Below are 14,160 nucleotides of genomic sequence, written 5' to 3'. Positions count from 1 at the left end.
GGCCATGCTGATCTTGCACAGTTTGACCCTGAAGAATGTGGCCGGAGTGGATGCAGCCCGGATTGAGCTAGCCGAGCGCGGGGTCTCAGTGATCTATGGTCCCAATGAGGCGGGAAAGACCACGCTTCTCAAGGCCTTCGAAACCCTGCTGAGAGACATCAAGGTGGGCAGTAGCGCCAAAGCCGTGCAGTGGATGTATCCCCGGCAAGCAGATGTCTCCCCGGAGATCAGCGCCGAGATGACGGTGGGCGACTATGAGCTGCGGGTAACCAAGATGTATAAGCAGCGTGCGGGGCAAGCCACTCTGCAAGTCAGCGCACCGCAGGTGGAAAACCTGACGGGACGCCAAGCAGAGGAACGTTTACAGGAGATCTTGTCCGAAGGGATGGACCGGACGCTGCGCGATGCCCTGACGATCCGGCAGGGCGAAAGCCTGGAGACGTTTGTAGCTGCGGACGTGGACTCCCTTGCACAGGCCTTGGAAGACGATGACGCCGTGGACAGCGCGCCACAGTCTGCCGATGCTTCTTCGGAACTGCTGAACCGGGTGTACACGGAATACAAACGATATTTCACCGACGGTGGTGCAGAGTCGAATAAGGGCGAGCTGCGGACAGCGCGCCGGGCAGTGGAAGAGGCCCAAGAGGTAGCCGACGTAGCCCAACAAAACTATGCAGCGGCGCAAGGTCACATTGAAGCAATTGATCAACTGACCCAGAGCATCGAAGAGCAAAAGGCTAACATTCCGGCTGCGCACCAGGAGCTGGAAAAGCGGAAGCTGGAACTTGCAGAAGCCGAGGCAGTGGAACAGAAGCGACAGAAGTTGGAAGCCATTGCGCGAGCAGCGGAGAGCCAGCGGGAAGTTGCAGAATCCAGGGTGGTAGCTCGGCGGGAATTGATTGCCGACGTGGGTGCACTCGGCGAGAAGATCAGCGAGTTGGAATCTGGGCTCGTCGCTTCGCGAGAAAGGTTTGATTTTGAACAACAATCAGCTCGCGAGCAGGTGCAACGGCGCGAGGCTAAGATGCGTGAGCTGGATGAGTCCGAGCTCCTGCTAGCAGTGGTATCTGGTGTGGAGGAAGTGCAGGAGCGCGCGCACCAGGCGATTGCAGCGCATCGCCTATCTGTGGAGATTGCCGAACTGATGGAGCAGCGCGCGAAGGTTAAGGAGGCATTAGACGGAAACCCTGCAACACCCAAGAAGCTGGCGTCTTTCCGGGAAACGGTGGCTCAGCTGCGTACAGCGGAGCGTTTCCGAGATTCTGTGGCCACCAGCGTGCACATTGATGGCCCGTCCGGAGCGACGATCGGCGATGAAGCAGGTGAAGACTTAGAGCTAGCGGAAGATGGAGTGCAGATTCACGTCACTTCTCGGAGAAAGCTCTCGCTGGGCGAATACACCGTGACCGTCACGCCTTCGCAGGACTTGTCTCAGAGCGAGACCGACGTGCAGCGCGCAACAAAGGACGTGGACAAGCTGTGCGCGGAATTGGGGTTGGAATCTCCAGAACTCGGACCGGCGGAAAGCAAAGCTGCGCTCCGAGAAAAGGCAGCCGAAGAGTTACAGCAACTGCAAAACAAGCTGGCTTCGAAGGTCGGTGACCGAGGAGAAGAGAACGTCGGAACTAGGGCTGAGGATGCAGCGGAGTCGATGGCGCGTTCGCTCGATTCACTGCAGGAGTTGGTCACTGAGTATGACGAGCTGGAGGTAGAGAAACCGCACGATCTTCTGAAGCATGCAAGGAAGCTGTACGCCGTAAAGGACACGAACACTGATCCAGTCGAGCGGAGTGCAGCTATCACGCAGCTGTCCGAGGAGTCAGGCTTTGACGTGAACGCGGCTCGCGAGGAGGTTCAGCGATGGAACGCCCAGGTCAAAGACTTTGTGCGGAGCCTTCCAGAACGTGACGGTGGAATGTCCGAAGTGCAAAAGAAGTACTTCTCTTTGGAAGCGGGGTTGGAACAGGTTCAAGCCTCGCACCATTCCAAGGCGGAGACTCTCTCCATTGCACGAGAAGACTCTTCCGACGAGGATCTAGAGCAGGAGCACAAGGCCGCGGCAGAAGCTTTTGGCCAAGCCAAACAGGCACTTGAGCAGGCAGAACAAAGCGGTGGCGCGGACTCTGTGCAATTGGTGCGGGAGAAGTTTGACGGCGCGGAAGCTCGAGTGCAGCAAATCGACAATCGGATTCAGCAGCTGAAGCTGGATCGCGCGCAGCGGGAGGGCCAACTCGAACGCGGTTATGGTGCTGCCTCGGAGAAGGAAGAAGCAGACAGGGAACTGAAAACTCAGGAACTGGCGCTGCAGAAAGTTCAAGCTCAGGCTGCGGCGGCGAAGTTACTCCACGAGACCATCGAGGGCGCGCGGGCAGCTCTTCGCGCGCAGTACGAAAAGCCCTTCAAGCAGGCCTTCGAGAGCTTGGCTGGAGCGGTGTTCGGCAATGGCACAAGCTTCACTTTTGGCACGGATCTGAGCATTGAGAAGCGCGTGCGAGGCGGCGTGGACATCGAGGCGGACGCGTTGTCCGGCGGTGCCCAAGAGCAGATGATGATGCTGGCGCGCCTCGCTGTGGCGACCCTGGTTGGTGGGGGAGACAGCGTGCCGATATTCATCGACGACGCGCTCGGCTTCTCGGATCCACACCGTATGAAGAGCATGAACGCGGTGCTGGGACGCCTAGGCAGAGATCATCAAATCATTGTGTTGACCTGCGATGTTGATCGCTTCGATAGTATCGCCGGGGCTGCCCAGCACTCTATCGAGAGCGTGAAGTCCGTCTAGGAGACGCACGCATAAAAATGTGCCCTCGAGAGGATTCGAACCTCCGACCCCTGGTACCGGAAACCAGTGCTCTATCCCCTGAGCTACGAGGGCGCGCACCCACATCCAAGTGAGTACGAGGGCAAAGTCTAGCATTCGGGCGCGGGCCGCCAATAAATCGCCATCCGCTATCCCAAACCGCCGTGCATATACCTGCCTTGGCGCTTGCTAGGCTAGCCCGTGTGACTCCTGCAGAACTTTCCTCACTGATTACCGATGTTGCCCGTAACGTGCTCGAAGCCCAAGGGCTGGATAGTGACGTCGTCGAAAAAACGGCAACCGTAGAGCGTCCCCGCAACTCTGAGCACGGCGATTACGCCACCAACATCGCCATGCAGGTAGCCAAGCGCGCCGGAACGAATCCGCGGCAGCTGGGAACCTGGCTGGCAGAGGCCCTCGCCGAAGAAGAGGCCATCGACGAGGCCAGCGTGGCTGGACCCGGCTTCATCAATATCCGTTTGGCCGCTGCGGCGCAGGGCAAGATCGTCGCAGAGATCCTCGCCACCGGTGCGGACTTCGGTAAGGGTGAGGAGCTCGCAGGACAGAAGATCAACCTGGAGTTCGTCTCCGCCAACCCCACCGGCCCCATCCACTTGGGCGGCACCCGCTGGGCTGCCGTGGGTGATTCCCTCGGCCGCGTGCTGGGACACCGGGGCGCAGACGTGACCCGCGAGTACTACTTCAATGATCACGGCACCCAGATCGACCGTTTCGCCAACTCTCTAATCGCCGCAGCCAAGGGCGAGCCCACCCCAGAAGACGGCTACGGCGGCGCCTACATCCACGATATCGCCCAGCAGGTCACCACCGCGAACCCGCAGTGGAGTGAACTGCCGGAAGAGAAGCTTCGGGAATTGTTCCGCTCCGAGGGCGTGGAGTTGATGTTCGCGCACATCAAGCGCACGCTCGCTGAGTTCGGCACGGAGTTTGACGTGTACTTCCACGAAAACTCGCTGTTCGAGTCCGGGGCAGTGGACAAGGCGATCAACACTCTCAAGTCCAACGGCAACCTCTACGAGGCCGACGGCGCGTGGTGGTTGAAGTCTTCCGAGTATGGAGACGACAAGGACCGGGTGGTTATTAAGTCCGACGGCAATGCCGCCTATATTGCGGGTGATATCGCTTACATCGTGGACAAGATCGAGCGCGGGCATAACCTCTGCATCTACATGCTCGGAGCCGACCACCACGGATACATCGCCCGCCTACGCGCAGCTGCCGCTGCCTTGGGATATGACCCGAACCAGGTCGAGGTTCTCATCGGACAGATGGTCAACCTCGTGCAGCACGGCAAGGCCGTGCGCATGTCCAAGCGCGCAGGAAACGTCATCACTCTCGATGACCTGGTGGAAGCCATCGGTGTGGACGCGGCTCGCTACGCGCTGATCCGCTCTTCTGTGGATTCTTCGCTAGATATCGACATGGCTCTCTGGTCTTCCAAGACTTCTGACAACCCGGTGTTCTACGTCCAGTACGGTCACGCCCGCCTCGCGTCTATCGGCCGCAAGGCCGCAGAGCTGGGCGTGACCTATTCCGATCCAGATCTGTCACTGCTCACCGATGGGCGCGAAGGTGATCTGATCCGCACCCTGGGTGAGTTCCCGAAGGTGGTGGGAACCGCAGCTGAACTGCGCGAACCACACCGCATTGCTCGCTACACCGAGGAGCTGGCAGGCACGTTCCACCGTTTCTACGATGCGTGCCAGATCCTGCCGAAGGGCGAGGAACCCACCGGGGAGCAGGCCGATCCACTGTTCCGGGCTCGCCTTGCTCTGGCGGCTGCTACCAAGCAGACTCTGGCCAACGCGTTGCAGCTGGTGGGCGTCAGCGCACCGGAGAGGATGTAATTCCGCATGGATATTGAAACCAGCCTCCGCCCCGTCCCGTTGCGTCACCGCACGGAGACCACCGCGGAGTTCAACCAGATTCCGGCACACGTGTTCTCGGAGCACACCACCCGCGAGGATGACGGCGCCGTATCTATTGCTGGCGTGAAGCTGACGGACATTGCGCAGCAATACGGCACCGCCGCGTTTGTACTGGATGAAGCTGATTTTCGAAATCGCTGTCGTCGGCTCGCTACCGCGTTTGGCGGCGGAGAACGCGTCCACTATGCGTCCAAGGCGTTTCTCTCCAAGACCGTGTGCAAGTGGGTCGAGGATGAGGGCCTGTCCCTAGACGTCGCGAGCCACGGCGAGCTGCAGGTCGCTCTGGCGGCTGGGTTCCCTGCCAACCGCATCACCGTGCACGGCAACAACAAGTCCCGCGAGTTTCTTACCGCCGCCGTCGAGGCCGAGGTTGAGCTGATCGTCGTAGATTCCCTGCAGGAAATCGGCACGCTTTCTGAAGTGGCGACCAGCTGCGGTCGCACGCAAGATGTGCTGGTGCGCGTCACCCCGGGCGTGCACGTGGATACGCACGAGTTCATCGCGACCAGCCACGAGGACCAGAAGTTCGGTTTCTCTTTGGCCTCCGGCGCCGCGCGTCGTGCTGCTCTTTCGTGTGTCGACGCCACCTCTGTCACCTTGCGCGGATTGCATTGCCACGTGGGTTCCCAAGTCTTCGAGGCCGATGGCTTTGTTCTGGCAGCGGAGCGTTTGCTTAGCCTGTGGGCGGGGCTGCTTCAGGAATTGCAGGGGGAGCAGGCCAAGGCCTTGGACACTCTGGACTTGGGTGGCGGTTACGGCATCGCGTACATGCCGGATCACGAAGCGCTTGATGTGGAAGCTGTCGCTGCAGAACTGCTGGAAAAGGTCGCCGAGGCCGCGTACAAGATGGGCGTTCCTCGCCCCGTGGTGAACGTGGAGCCTGGCCGGGCAATTGCTGGCCCATCGATGGTCACGTTGTACACAGTGGGCACGGTCAAGGACGTAGAAACGTCGGATCGTGCAGTGCGGCGGTACGTCTCGGTAGACGGAGGTATGGCGGATAACATCCGACCAGCTCTCTACCAGGCGGAATACGACGTGCGCGTGGTTAACCGTGAGCTAGCTGGCGAATTGGTGCCCTCCCGAGTTGTGGGATCGCACTGTGAGTCCGGCGATGTTTTGGTCAATGACGTTCCGCTGCCGAATGACCTCGTGCCCGGCGATCTGCTGGCCATTCCAGCCACGGGTGCGTACTGCTATTCCATGGCGTCGCGCTACAACATGATGCTGCGTCCGCCCGTGATTGTGGTTTCCGAAGGGCAGTCGCGCGTGATGATTCGTCGCGAGACGATCGAAGATGCTCTGGCACTGGAGGAGTAGCGCGCCCCTCCCGCTTGACTGCATGAGATGGGGATCACGCTAGACTACGGAAAGCACCTGCTTAACAAACTCTCAAAGAAAACGGAGAAGAAACATGACTGAAGCGTCGACTTATTCTTTCCGCCCAGGCAAGGGCGCAGGCTCCACCGTTGGTGTGGCTCTGCTGGGTATGGGCACTGTCGGCGCGGAAGTCATGCGCTTGATCGAAGAGCGCGGCGATGAGTTTGCCGCCCGCATTGGCGGCCGTTTGGAAGTTCGCGGCGTGGCCGTTGGCGATATCAATAAGCCTCGTCCAGGCGTTTCTCCTGATCTGCTCACCGACGATGCCCTGAGCTTGGCGCAGCGCGATGACATTGATTTGGTCATCGAAGTTATCGGTGGCATTGATTACCCGCGCGAGGTCGTGCTTGCTGCTCTGCAAGCCGGTAAGTCCGTAGTGACCGCGAACAAGGCGTTGATTGCAGCACACGCAGACGAGCTCTCGGCTGCCGCCGATGAGTCCGGAGTAGACCTATTCTTCGAGGCTGCTGTGGCCGCGGCGATCCCACTAGTCGGTCCGCTGCGTCGTTCGCTGGCTGGCGACAAGGTGGACGCCGTGATGGGTATCGTCAACGGAACCACCAACTTCATCTTGGATGCCATGTACAACCGTGGCGCTTCCTATGACGAGATGCTCGCCGAGGCCACGGAGCTGGGCTACGCGGAAGCGGATCCCACCGCCGACGTGGACGGCTTCGACGCTGCCAGCAAGGCAGCAATCCTGGCCTCCATCGCCTTCCACACTCGTGTGTCCAGCGACGATGTCCACACCGAGGGTATCCGTGAGATCTCTATCGATGACATCAAGGCGGCCAAGGCAGCGAACTCCACGATCAAGCTGCTGGCCATCTGCGAGCGTCTCAAGGACGAGTCCGGACAGGAATCTGTGTCCGCTCGAGTGTACCCCGCTCTCGTTCCTCTTTCTCATCCACTGGCTTCCGTCTCCGAGTCCTACAATGCGGTATTCGTTGAAGCCGAATCTGCAGGCGGTCTCATGTTCTACGGAAATGGTGCCGGTGGAGGCCCAACTGCCTCTGCCGTGCTCGGCGATGTTGTTGCCGTGTCTCGAAACATTGTCTTGGGCGGACGCGGCCCCGGTGAATCCACGTACGCCGAGCTGCCGATTGCGGACTTCGGCGAAGTAGAAACTGCCTACCACGTGGACATGGAAGTCGAAGACCGCGTGGGCGTTTTGGCTGAGGTGGCAAACGCCTTCTCGGATAATGGTGTCTCTCTCAAGACGGTTCGCCAGGAGGGTCTGGCAGACGGCGCTCGCCTCGTGGTGATCACGCATGTGGCCAAGGAGCGCAACTTGGAAGAAACGGTCGCGCACCTGAAGGAACTGGATGCGGTGAAGTCCGTACGTTCCGTCATCCGCATGGAAGGCTAGGAAGGGCGCGTAAGAACCATGAGTGTGGAAATTCCAGTCGGAAAGTCCGTTCACGTCTCTGTTCCGGCATCGTCTGCCAACCTCGGCCCAGGGTTTGACACTCTCGGGCTGGCAGTTGGCCTCTATGACCACGTTGACGTGGAGGTCATCGAATCTGGCCTGGATATTGAGGTCACCGGTGAGGGCAGCGGGGAAGTTCCACTCGACGAGCGTCACCTTGTGGTCCGCGCGATCCGCGAAGGTCTCCGTGCAGCCGATGTCACCGTGCCTGGATTGCGTGTGCGGTGTAATAACTCCATCCCGCAGTCCCGCGGCCTGGGTTCTTCTGCAGCTGCGGCTGTGGCGGGAGTTGCCGCGGCTAATGGACTGGCAGGTTTTACCTTGACCGATGCGCAGCTTATCCAGCTGGCATCAACGTTCGAAGGCCACCCAGATAATGCGGCGGCCTCGATCCTGGGCAACGCCGTGGTTTCATGGACGAATATCCCCGTCGATGGTCATACTGCCCCTCAGTACGCAGCAGCTCGCATCGATGTGCACAAAGACATTTTGATCACGGCGTTTGTGCCAGATTTCCATGCCTCCACCGAAGCCGTGCGGCGCGTGCTTCCCACAGACATTAGCCACCGGGACGCTCGGTTCAACGTCTCCCGTACTGCTGTCATGACCGTGGCATTGCGCGATAATCCCGAGTTGCTCTGGGAAGGCACCAGGGATCGCATGCACCAGCCGTATCGTGCGGAAGTTCTTCCCGTGACCTCGGAATGGGTCAATCGTCTGCGTAACCAGGGCTATCCCGCCTTCCTTTCCGGAGCGGGCCCTACCATCATGGTTCTGTCCACGGAAAAGGTTGATAAGTCACATGTTGAAGAGGCGAGGGGACGAGGTATCAAAGTGATGGAATTCGAGGTCGCGCAGGCCGTCGAGGTCACTGTCAACTAGACGATGTGATCTGCGACCTTCCGCTGGCTGTTCGCCTATCGCTCAGCTTTACCTCAGTGTAAGCTGAGCCTAAGTTTTCAACTTCTATTTACGTGGCTGTTGCCTTCAGAAGGGCGCTCTCGTGTTCCAGCGGAAACTGCCTTCTGTGGCAGTCAGTGCGGTGATGGTGTTTTCCATCGTCGTGGCTCCGCATGCTACGGCGCAGGAACTTTCGGAGACCACCGCTGATACCACTGCGGAAACCAGCACCCCCGAAGAAGCTGAGCAGCCACCAGAGGTCACGCTCTATCAAACTCCGGAAGAGTCAGAAGACTCGACCGAAGAGACCCCTGTGGATACAACCGAGTCCGAACGTCCAATGGACGAGGAGTATTCGCCCCGGTACTCCAACTCCACGGTGATAGCCGGACAGTCCGCGACGTCCGAGGTGAGGTCCAGTTTTCCTGCAGGAGCCAGGTTCGAATTAGCTTCGCAGCCGCCTGGCGGATGGACCGTATCCATCGATTCGTTTTCAGGCGCCGTCACCGCTTCCACGGATTCCCGGCTCGCTGAAGGAACCTCGCTGAAGCAGCGCATTGACGTGACTTATCCGGATGGCAGCTCGGATACCGCTATCGCCGCCTTTGTGGTGGCCGCTCGTCAGCGGACCGATAGCCAGCGTTTTCAGGCGGCGTACTCTCGGGTGAGTGTTGACCCAGGTCAGGGCACTGAAATCGCCCCGAAGTGGCAAGGGCAATCGGCCCCCGAAGGTGCAACATTTGACCTGCTCAGCGATCCTCCCGCGCTGTGGTCCATCACAGTGGATCAGTCCACCGGTGCCGCACGCATTGGCGCCTCCGATCGCTTGCCCGCGGGCGATGCGGCGTCTGTTCCGGTTCGAGTGACGTTCGCCGATGGCTCGACATCCCGCCTCGAGCTGCATGCCACGGTTTCTACCGCCCCTCCCGCCAAGCCCGGTTCGGTTGCTTCTCGTCTGAATCCCACAGTGCGCGACGTGGTCATGTCACCGGACCATTTGGCGACCGCCCAGGTCAAGGGCGGGCCGTTTCCAACCGGAACGTTCTTCCGTATTATTTCGGATCGCAGAGGTCCGGTTTCTTCTGTTATCGACGCCAACACCGGCCGGCTCACGCTGATCCCCAACTCCTCCGCCAAGCCCGGCCTCCGGAAGCGCGTGATGGTGGAAGTGAGCTACCCCGACGGTTCTGCTGATGTTACTTCGGCACAGGTTTCGATCATTGATCCTTCTCATTCCATCGCGGGGCGGGTGGATCCGTCATACCCGAATGGCTACGTGCCTTTCGGGCAGAAGATCACTCTGCGCACGGAAGAGGACGTCCCGGCGGGAACTGAGTTCTCCGTCGAAGGCGATGCACCTTTGGGCTGGACCTGGACGGTCGATGAAAACTCTGGCGAGTTGGACGTGCGTGTGCACGACAATATCGTGGACGTCTCCACCGAAATTCCAGTGAAAGCCACCTATTCGGACGACAGTACGGATACGGTCTACGTGCACGTCGAGGTCACGGACCTCGCGGGACATATGCGTTTGCGCTATCCGTCCACCGCCATGGAATTCGGCGAGCAGGCACAAGCTCGAATCCAAGGCGCACCCGCGGAAACCACCTTTGACATCGTGGAGCAGCCGGGGGATGGGTGGACTGCGGAGATCGACGAGCACGGACAGCTCACCGTGGCGTCGCCTAAAAACGAGGACGCGGAAGACAACAAGGACATCACCGTACGGGTGATTTTCCCGGACCGCTCGGCAACCACCGTCGAGGCTGAGTTCGCAACGGGCACGCACGCTACGCAGTCAGCGATGGAACTAGAGCCCGCACAGCAACCGGTCGAGCAATCGATGGCGGAGGTCATCGATCGTCTGGGTCTGACTGATTACGTGGATCCAACCACGGGCAAGCTCATCCAAGAACTGCCGGATGACGTGGAAGATCGCATTCACGCGGGCTTCGGTGCTTCGGGCAATGGGCAAGCAGTCAAGCCGGAGGGTGACCGGGTGATCTTGGTGACGCTCGACGGAATGCTGGATCTAGTGGCCACCGGACTGCCGTTTATTCTGGAGCGGATTCGTTCTGGTCAGATTCGCGTCGCCGAATCCTAAGCACGTCGAACTCGCCTTCGGCATAAGCCTGTCGTAGTTCTTTCTTGTCGTATTTATCCACTGAAGTCTTAAAGATTGTCGGTACGAAGACCCAATAGTCAGGGATCATCCACCGCGGAACTTTTGCGCCGACCTCGGCGTGGAGGGACCGTGCAGTCTCCTCGGTGGGCTCGAAGCTCTTGTTGAGGCGAATCACGGCCAGGGGTCGTTGTCCCCACTTGTCGTCTGGGACTCCCACCACTGCGGCTTCCACTACGGCCTCGGATTCCATCAAATAGTTTTCCAGGGCAGGGGAGTAGATCCACTCGCCCCCGCTGCGGATGGAATCGCTGATCCGATCGTGGACGGTGAGGAATCCATCCTCGTTGATCGTGGCCACGTCGCCTGTGCGCAGCCACCCGTCCTCGGTGAAGCGCGCCGGTGCGTCTTCCACTGGTTTGCCGCGGAACTCGGACTGGACCGGGGAGTGGTAGTACTCCGCGGTCACCGCATTGCCGCGCACTTGCAGCTCGCCGGAGTTGCGGTCATTGATCTCCAGTACGTTGTCCTGTGGATCCACCAGTCGGTACTCCAAGGAGGCGGGGAACCTGCCCTGCGAGTAGCGGTAGCGGGCCCTGGCCTCACCGCTGACACCAGCAGGCGGATGGGCAACCGTGCCGAGGGAAGCCGTTTCCGTCATGCCCCACGTGTGAATCATGTCCACGCCGTAGAGCTCCTCCCATCCGTCGATCAGCGACGGGGGAACCTGCTGGCCACCCGAGTAGATTTCCTGCAAGCTCATCTTCTTGGGCGGATGCGTGGAGTAGTACTCCAGCAAGCTCGTCCACACCGCTGGCGAGCCGTGTGCCGCTCGGGGCATCGCGTCCGTGATCACGTGAGCGATGTGTGCCGGTGTTGCCGAGCGCCCGGTGAACACCAACGGCGCGCCACACATGAACGCAGCCAGCGGAACGCCCCAGCTCAAGATGTGATAGATCGGCACGCAGCAGAGAAACTTTTGTCCGTTGCGGATGCCGAACGCATCGGCGGTACGGAGATTTAGTGCATGCAGCCACAACGTGCGGTGGCTGTACACCACGCCCTTGGGTGCGCCTTCCGTGCCGGTGGAATAGCAGATTGCCGCGGGAGTAGTTTCTTCCTGCACCGGCCACGCGTATTCGGTGGAACGGCCGTCCAGCAACTCTTCGTAGGCGCGAACCTGCACGTTATGGCTTAATTCTCGTGCCAGCGCACGGGCCAGTTGTACCGAGCGTACGTCCGAGCCAGTCAGAATCACGGCGCGAACCGTGGGGCAGTGGGTCAGCATGGGGATCAGGCGCTCGCTATACGCCGGATCACAGATGATGACCTTGTCTTCGGCATGGTTGATGACGTGGATGATCTGGTCATTCATCAGATAGCGATTCAGCGGATGGAAGATCGCGCCCATCGAAGGCACCGCCAACATGGATTCCATATGCTCAGCGCAATTGGAGAGAAAGGTGCCCACTCGGTCCCCGATCTCGATGCGGTAGACGTCCCGCAGCGCATTAGCTAGTGCACCCGCGCGGGCGGCGATATGGCCAAACGTGGTGATTTCCGCGTCCTTGCCGAAATACGTGGCCACAGTGGTGTTTCTGTGGGCTGTGGCTCCGAACTCGAGGATGCGAGCTACGGAAAACGGTATCTCCTGCATGGTGGACTTCATGACTCACAAGACTACCGTTGTGATTTTGTTACCGGAGTGGTGTTAGGATGAACGCAACTTCGCAACCTTTCTTTTGGGCGAAGCGTGGCCGTGTGTCTATCTTTCTTTCTTTTTTCGACGCCACCTCTAACGCCACAGGCTCCCATTCCACTTGAGTATGGGGAGCACACAATCTGAAGATTTATCTACTCATCGTGTTGCCACGCGCTGCGACGATTTTCGTCCGCACGTTCATTGACGGCGGCAACGTGAAAGGACTTTCGTGAGCCTGTCCGATATTCTCACCCGGGCTGAAACAGGCGGCTTAGCTTCTCTCAAGTTGCCGGAGCTGCGCCAAGTTGCAGCCGCCCAGGGTCTCAAGGGCACCTCTGGACTGCGCAAGGGGGATCTCATCGCAGCTATTGAAACCGCTGGTGGTCGCAGCCGTTCCCAGCAGGAGCAGCCGCAGCCACCCAAGCAGCAGGAACCTGCGCGCCAGGAGCGTGAGGAGGCAGAAGTGGCGTCGGAAGATAACAAACGCAACAACAACGATCAGCAACGTCGCCACAACGGGGACGACCGGCAGGGAAACAACCGACGGAATCGTCGTAACCGGCGCAATCGCCGAAACCGCAACGACAATCGAGGCGGTAATCGGCACGATAACCGCAACGAGCAGGACGATCGCGGTCACGAGACCAACCACAACAATGAGCAGCAACAGCAGCAACAGCAGCAGCTGACGAACGTGGCCGGCATCCTGGACTTCGCTGATGCCAACACTGCGTTCATTCGCACCACGGGCTACCACGCGGGAGCCACGGACGTGTACGTGCCAATCAACATGGTGCGCAAGTTCGGTATGCGCCACGGAGATGCCATCGTGGGAACTATCCGCCCGCGCGGTAATGAGAACAACAATAATCACCACAACAACCGCGGCAACCGCGGTCGTAACCGGCAGAAGTACACGCCGCTGCACTCCGTGGAGTCCGTCAACGGACTGTCCCCGCAGGAGGCGAACCAGCGTCCGCAGTTCACCAAGCTCACCCCGCTGTACCCGAACCAGCGACTGCGTTTGGAGACGGAACCCAAGGTCCTCACCACTCGTGTGATCGATCTGGTGATGCCGATTGGTAAGGGTCAGCGCGCGCTGATCGTGTCTCCGCCCAAGGCCGGTAAGACCACGATCATGCAGGACATTGCGAACGCCATCGCGGTCAACAACCCCGAGTGCTACCTGATGGTGGTGCTGGTGGACGAGCGTCCCGAGGAAGTTACGGACATGCAGCGCAGCGTGAAGGGCGAGGTCATTGCCTCTACCTTCGACCGCCCGCCAGGGGAGCACACCGCCGTGGCTGAGCTGGCCGTGGAGCGCGCAAAGCGCCTGGTGGAGCAAGGCAAGGACGTGGTCTTGCTGCTGGATTCCATCACTCGCCTGGGACGTGCCTACAACAACTCCTCGCCAGCGTCCGGTCGCATCCTGTCCGGTGGCGTGGATTCCAACGCACTGTACCCACCGAAGAAGTTCCTCGGTGCGGCGCGAAACATCGAAAATGGAGGCTCGCTGACCATCATCGCCACCGCCATGGTGGAGACTGGTTCCGCCGGTGACACAGTGATCTTCGAAGAGTTCAAGGGCACGGGCAACGCGGAGCTGAAGCTGGATCGCAAGATCTCCGAGCGTCGCGTATTCCCTGCCGTGGACGTCAACCCGTCCGGCACCCGCAAGGACGAGCTACTGCTCGGTCCGGACGAGGCGCGCATCCTGCACAAGCTGCGCCGTATCTTGTCCGCCCTGGATTCCCAGGCGGCCATCGATCTGCTGATCAAGCAGCTGCGTAAGAACAAGACCAATCGCGATTTCATGTTGCAGATTGCTAGCTCCGCACCGCTCGCCGGTGAGGACGAGGACGAGTAAGGAGCTGCTGA

Annotated in this window: 8 protein-coding genes and 1 tRNA gene; 7 read left to right on the top strand and 2 right to left on the bottom strand. The window is 59.9% G+C overall.

What is annotated here, in order from left to right; translation table 11 throughout:
* Positions 1-4: 4 nt before the first annotated feature.
* Positions 5-2,782: an AAA family ATPase gene (locus CS919_RS00865; protein WP_099297318.1), complete on the top strand. Its 2,778-nt coding sequence runs from the start codon at positions 5-7 to the stop codon at positions 2,780-2,782.
* Positions 2,783-2,802: 20 nt separating this feature from the next.
* On the opposite strand, the gene CS919_RS00860 is transcribed toward CS919_RS00865, so the two are convergent.
* Positions 2,803-2,875 (bottom strand) — tRNA-Arg (locus CS919_RS00860).
* A gap of 128 nt (positions 2,876-3,003) precedes the next feature.
* Here CS919_RS00860 and argS point away from each other — a divergent pair.
* The 5 genes from argS to CS919_RS00835 all read left to right on the top strand — a co-directional run bounded on the left by argS (position 3,004) and on the right by CS919_RS00835 (position 10,562).
* Positions 3,004-4,668 carry an arginine--tRNA ligase gene (gene argS, locus CS919_RS00855; RefSeq protein ID WP_099297316.1) on the top strand — a complete coding sequence of 555 codons (1,665 nt, stop codon included), beginning with the start codon at positions 3,004-3,006 and terminating at the stop codon, positions 4,666-4,668.
* 6 nt (positions 4,669-4,674) lie between these two features.
* Positions 4,675-6,069 carry a diaminopimelate decarboxylase gene (gene lysA / locus CS919_RS00850; RefSeq protein WP_099297313.1) on the top strand — a complete coding sequence of 465 codons (1,395 nt, stop codon included), beginning with the start codon at positions 4,675-4,677 and terminating at the stop codon, positions 6,067-6,069.
* Between the two features lie 94 nt (positions 6,070-6,163).
* Entirely contained in the window at positions 6,164-7,498 is a 1,335-nt protein-coding gene (locus CS919_RS00845; protein WP_099297311.1) for a homoserine dehydrogenase, read from the top strand.
* 18 nt (positions 7,499-7,516) lie between these two features.
* A complete protein-coding gene (gene thrB, locus CS919_RS00840; protein ID WP_099297309.1) occupies positions 7,517-8,440 on the top strand; it encodes a homoserine kinase in 924 nt (307 codons plus the stop codon).
* 145 nt (positions 8,441-8,585) lie between these two features.
* Positions 8,586-10,562, top strand: coding sequence for a YPDG domain-containing protein (locus tag CS919_RS00835; RefSeq protein ID WP_143341731.1), 1,977 nt, complete (start codon positions 8,586-8,588; stop codon positions 10,560-10,562).
* Here CS919_RS00835 and CS919_RS00830 read toward each other — a convergent pair.
* Entirely contained in the window at positions 10,513-12,249 is a 1,737-nt protein-coding gene (locus tag CS919_RS00830) for a long-chain fatty-acid--CoA ligase (protein WP_099297305.1), read from the bottom strand. The genes CS919_RS00835 and CS919_RS00830 overlap by 50 nt on opposite strands.
* A gap of 262 nt (positions 12,250-12,511) precedes the next feature.
* Here CS919_RS00830 and rho point away from each other — a divergent pair, with 262 nt between their 5' ends.
* A complete protein-coding gene (rho, locus tag CS919_RS00825) occupies positions 12,512-14,149 on the top strand; it encodes a transcription termination factor Rho (RefSeq protein WP_099297303.1) in 1,638 nt (545 codons plus the stop codon).
* Positions 14,150-14,160 lie beyond the last annotated feature (11 nt).

The sequence above is a fragment of the Corynebacterium dentalis genome (genome assembly GCF_900232865.1).
In the GTDB taxonomy this organism is placed as follows: domain Bacteria; phylum Actinomycetota; class Actinomycetes; order Mycobacteriales; family Mycobacteriaceae; genus Corynebacterium; species Corynebacterium dentalis.
This window is presented reverse-complemented; position numbering and strand designations above follow the sequence as displayed.

Excerpts from the sequence above, each read along its gene's own strand:
- CS919_RS00865 (WP_099297318.1), top strand. The coding sequence starts at position 5 with ATGCTGATCTTGCACAGTTTGACCCTGAAGAATGTGGCCGGAGTGGAT.
- lysA (WP_099297313.1), top strand. The coding sequence starts at position 4,675 with ATGGATATTGAAACCAGCCTCCGCCCCGTCCCGTTGCGTCACCGCACG.
- CS919_RS00845 (WP_099297311.1), top strand. The coding sequence starts at position 6,164 with ATGACTGAAGCGTCGACTTATTCTTTCCGCCCAGGCAAGGGCGCAGGC.
- thrB (WP_099297309.1), top strand. The coding sequence starts at position 7,517 with ATGAGTGTGGAAATTCCAGTCGGAAAGTCCGTTCACGTCTCTGTTCCG.
- CS919_RS00830 (WP_099297305.1), bottom strand. The coding sequence starts at position 12,249 with ATGAAGTCCACCATGCAGGAGATACCGTTTTCCGTAGCTCGCATCCTC.